The sequence below is a fragment of the Psychrobacter sp. TB67 genome (assembly GCF_000511065.1).
Taxonomy (GTDB): Bacteria; Pseudomonadota; Gammaproteobacteria; order Pseudomonadales; family Moraxellaceae; genus Psychrobacter; species Psychrobacter okhotskensis.
In genome coordinates this window covers 1-3,957 of the sequence record NZ_AYYA01000022.1, presented here as the reverse complement: position 1 = coordinate 3,957, position 3,957 = coordinate 1, and the positions used below count along the sequence as shown (strand labels likewise).

The 3,957-nt window shown below is 40.9% G+C and carries 4 protein-coding genes; 3 read left to right on the top strand and 1 reads right to left on the bottom strand.

From position 1 onward, the window contains the following. Window positions 1-137: 137 nt before the first annotated feature. Window positions 138-488 carry an IS630 transposase-related protein gene (locus W293_RS0103090; protein WP_025650793.1) on the bottom strand — a complete coding sequence of 117 codons (351 nt, stop codon included), beginning with the start codon at window positions 486-488 and terminating at the stop codon, window positions 138-140. 118 nt (window positions 489-606) lie between these two features. Here W293_RS0103090 and W293_RS0103085 point away from each other — a divergent pair, with 118 nt between their 5' ends. The 3 genes from W293_RS0103085 to W293_RS16025 all read left to right on the top strand — a co-directional run bounded on the left by W293_RS0103085 (window position 607) and on the right by W293_RS16025 (window position 3,945). Continuing rightward, a complete protein-coding gene (locus W293_RS0103085) occupies window positions 607-2,394 on the top strand; it encodes a YIP1 family protein (protein ID WP_156915614.1) in 1,788 nt (595 codons plus the stop codon). Window positions 2,395-2,448: 54 nt separating this feature from the next. Beyond that, complete coding sequence (locus tag W293_RS0103080) at window positions 2,449-2,703, top strand: hypothetical protein (RefSeq protein WP_025651042.1); 255 nt, start codon at window positions 2,449-2,451, stop codon at window positions 2,701-2,703. Between the two features lie 52 nt (window positions 2,704-2,755). Next, window positions 2,756-3,945, top strand: a protein-coding gene (locus W293_RS16025) for an IS3 family transposase (protein ID WP_101210725.1) whose coding sequence is annotated in 2 segments (ribosomal slippage) — window positions 2,756-3,014 and window positions 3,014-3,945 — 1,191 coding nt in all. Because the reading frame shifts where the segments join, the coding sequence is not laid out codon by codon here. Window positions 3,946-3,957 lie beyond the last annotated feature (12 nt).

Genomic DNA, 3,957 nt, shown 5'->3' with positions numbered 1-3,957 from the left:
TTTTACCTTGCCAGTTGTAGCTATCGATACAAGGCTCACCAATCGGTGCATAGCCATGAGAGCGAATGGTCTCGTGCTCAAAGCCGCTTTCGTCCATATATACAATGGGGTAGCCTTGCTGCTTAAAGTGCTCAAGCTTATTCTGATATATCGCTCTTTTGATCGGACAGGCTTTTGGATGTTCTAAAGTCTTTTTTTTGACTGATGCCTAGACGCTTTAGGGCATGATGAATGCCTGTTTTACTACAGTTTAGACGACGTGCTCGCTCATACTGGTAATCATCAGGATGTTCTTTGACATCATTAAGTAGCACATCATCTGGTATTTTATAGGGTTTGGTTTGCCTGGTTGTTTTGCTATGAACACGTCTCTTCCAGTTCTGTATGGTGGTTGGGCTGAGATTATAGAATTCAGCTGCCTCGGCAAAGGTCATACCATCATCTAAGCTTTTTAGTACTTGTTTGCGAAAATCTAGCGAGTAAGTCATGGTCTTTATAATAACAATTGAATTTGATAGTTAGTTTATAACACTTTTAGGTGGGATTGACTATAGTAATCTTAGAGGATATAGATTATCAGAAGAGACGGCTAATGCGATCAGTCTATTGATTTCTCATGCCTACCAATCAGTACTAACAAATCAGCGTAAGCGTCAAACAGGGACAATTAATAAAGCTAAGGTTCAGAGCATAACAACGGCTATGCAAAGCTTTATGCTGAGTAATAGCGGTGAAGTTGCCATACCTATTACTATGAAAGGTAAAATCAAGACGATTTTTGATACCTTAAAAGGTACTAATGGCGCGGATCTATATGAAAATTATACCAATAATGTAGAAGGCAATAAACTAGGAACTAATAAGCAACCTTTTGATGTTCAAGATATGAGAAATAGAAGTGGTGTAGTCGTACAGGCTGAGGCTGTCCATACTTTTACCTTTTTTGTTAGTGCCCAATACAAAAAAGGTATCATGCTGGACACGGGTACTCTAAAAGAGCTGGGTAAAGAGGCTAATAGACCTCTAGTGAATTTAGTAGAAGCCGAGATACGCAAAGACCCGACCACAACTTACCTACAGTTAGAAGTTGATAAAATCAATAGTCGCTTAAAGCGTTTAAATAGTATCGCTCCGTCTGCTGGTATCGCTTTAAGTGGTGGCTTGGTGTTTTTACAAACTCGGGCTATGTTTACAAATTTGGAAGCCATGGGACAGGATGTATCACTATCGAAGAATATGGAGGCAGGCTCAGCTGCCATAGGCGCCAGCCTAATGGTGATGAGCGCCTCAATTGAGCTGGCGGCAAATCTTACTCAATTGCGTGCCGTCACCAAAGAGCTACAGATAAAAGCAGCACAACGAAGCCTACTAGCAGCGACTATTGGAATGTGGGCAGGATGGGCAGGATGGGCAGAAGTAGGGTACTTGTTTATTTACAAGTTCAACCGTGAAAGTGTTCCTATGGGTTATATTGCTTCCAACATGATTAGTGTGGCTACTTTCTCTTTTGCAGGTCGTGCTTTAGCAGAAGTTATGGCTAAGCGCACAGGTGCTCGATTAAGTGTAAGCATAGTGTTTAGTCAGGTAGGTGGTATTGCGCTGTTTGCCAATCCCTACTTCTTAGTAGGGGTTATGGTAATAGGTCTAGGTGTTAGCTTGTGGTCATACTTTAAGATGAGCGTCTATGATAAGAGTACTGATAATTTGAATAATATCGACTATTGGCTAAACTTTGGCGTTTTTGGTAAACGTGAATTCCTGACAGACAAGTACAGTGATAGAAATTCTTATGTAGATCCTGATTCAAATAAAGTAGTCTCTTCTTTTCGTAGCGCAGCTTCTGAGGTTGCGGCTTTGGCTATAGATATGAGAAAAAATGATATTAAAATTATTATCAAAAATAGTATAACAAGCGAGTGTGACATAACGGTAGAGATTATCTCATACTTACCGATTAGTGAAAAGGACACTATTAGCTATAAATTAACAACATTCTATACGCCTAAAGAATTGCAGCCTTATTCCAATGCTGATGTTTCCTCTTATTTTAAAGATAAAGTAACTATTAATGACTCTGTCCCTTTAAACAAAATACTTAAACTCGAAACTCGAGATGACGTTTTCGCACGTATTGGTCAAACTTCTAGGACGAATCAGAATATTAAAGTTGAGCTACCAAAAGGGTTGTCAAGCTATATGTATACTCAAACAGAAGGTGGATATAAGCTTTTACTGAAGTTTGTAATTCATGAGCCAAGTTTTGAGTTTGCTAGAGTTGACTTTAGTTTATCTAATGCTGCTTATGACAAAGAATCTGGTACTACCTATACTCAGAAAAGATCTAAGTCTAAAACCGTAGAAGAAAAACCTTATGTGTTAATGCGAGATCGTTAAAATAGTAGCTTTGATTACCTTTACTGATTGAATATAAATAGTGAGCCACCCTAGATGGATGTTTTACCTACCCAAGATACAGCAAGTATCACCTTATTATCTCGACCTTATAGTGACGTAGTGGATGTTGAAAAAGACCATCCAAACATGCTGTATGTGGCAAAAGATGTGCGAGGTATTACGCCTTATGCCTTAACCTTTAATGATGTGGGCAGTAGCATGCTGAATGAGGGTGGGCTGATAATGATTATTGGCCCTTTAGTCTTGTTTATTATTATGATACCAGCACTTCTTATTGTAGTGGCATAATAAAATTGGACAGCTTCTAAGAGGTTATAATAACCCAAAGAAGGAAACTAGTATGACCAACAATCGCAATCAATATACCCGAGAATTCAAGCTTGAAGCCATCAGCTTAGTGACTGAGCATAAGCGTAAAATACCTGATGTAGCAAGCTCACTTGGCATTGGCAAATCCACCCTGCAGAAATGGCTGAGTCAGTATCGACAAGAAACGAATGGCCAAGCACCTAAAGTCGGCAACGCTTTAACGGATGAACAGCGCGAGCTACAAGAATTGCGTAAGCAGGTTAAGCGACTCACTATGGAGCGCGACATATTAAAAAAGGCTTCTGCTCTGCTGGCCTTGGACAGCCTGAACGGCTATCGCTGATAAGCAAGCTTGCAGAGCAAGACAAAAGCGTCAGTAAACGCCGACTATGTGACTTATTTGGCATCATTAAAAGCAGCTACTACTATGGCACACAGACTAAGCCTATCGATATTGAACGTGTCAAACTCAAAGCCTTGATACGTCAAATATTCAATGACTCCAAACAATCAGCTGGGGCTCGCACCATTGTCGCCATCCTGTGGAATGAGCACAGTATTAGGCTAACGCGTTACTTAGCTGCCAAGATTATGAAGCAAATGAAACTGGTCAGTTGCCAGCTCAAGACCCACAAATACAAGCACGCTGATCAGGAACATAAAACCCATGACAACCTTTTAAAACGCAGATTTAGCCCAACGGCGCCCAACCAAGTCTGGACGGGCGATGTCACTTATATTCGCATTAAAGGCGGCTGGTGTTACCTAGCCGTTGTTTTAGACCTGTACGCCCGTCGTGTGGTGGGCTTTAGTGTCTCAGACTCACCCGATAGTATTCTGACAGGTAACGCTCTGAAAATGGCGTATCAGACGAGACTCAAACCAAGTGGTGTGTTATTTCACTCAGATCAGGGCACGCATTACACCAGTAAGAAATTTGCTGAATCAATCGATGATTGCGACGGTATGACACAGAGTATGAGCCGTCGTGGAAATTGTTGGGATAACGCCCCAACTGAGCGCTTCTTTAGAAGCTTCAAAACAGAGTGGATGCCAAAGGGCGGTTATGAGAATATCGCTGAGGCTAAAAGTGCCATTAGTGATTATATCTGGGGCTACTATCAAACCGTGAGACCGCACACTTTCAACAATTATTTAACACCAGCTGAAACAGAAAGACGTTACTTTAATCAAAACCTCTTATCAGGTGTCCTAAATTAGTTGACCACTACA

Excerpts from the sequence above, each read along its gene's own strand:
- W293_RS0103090 (WP_025650793.1), bottom strand. The coding sequence starts at position 488 with ATGACTTACTCGCTAGATTTTCGCAAACAAGTACTAAAAAGCTTAGAT.
- W293_RS0103080 (WP_025651042.1), top strand. The coding sequence starts at position 2,449 with ATGGATGTTTTACCTACCCAAGATACAGCAAGTATCACCTTATTATCT.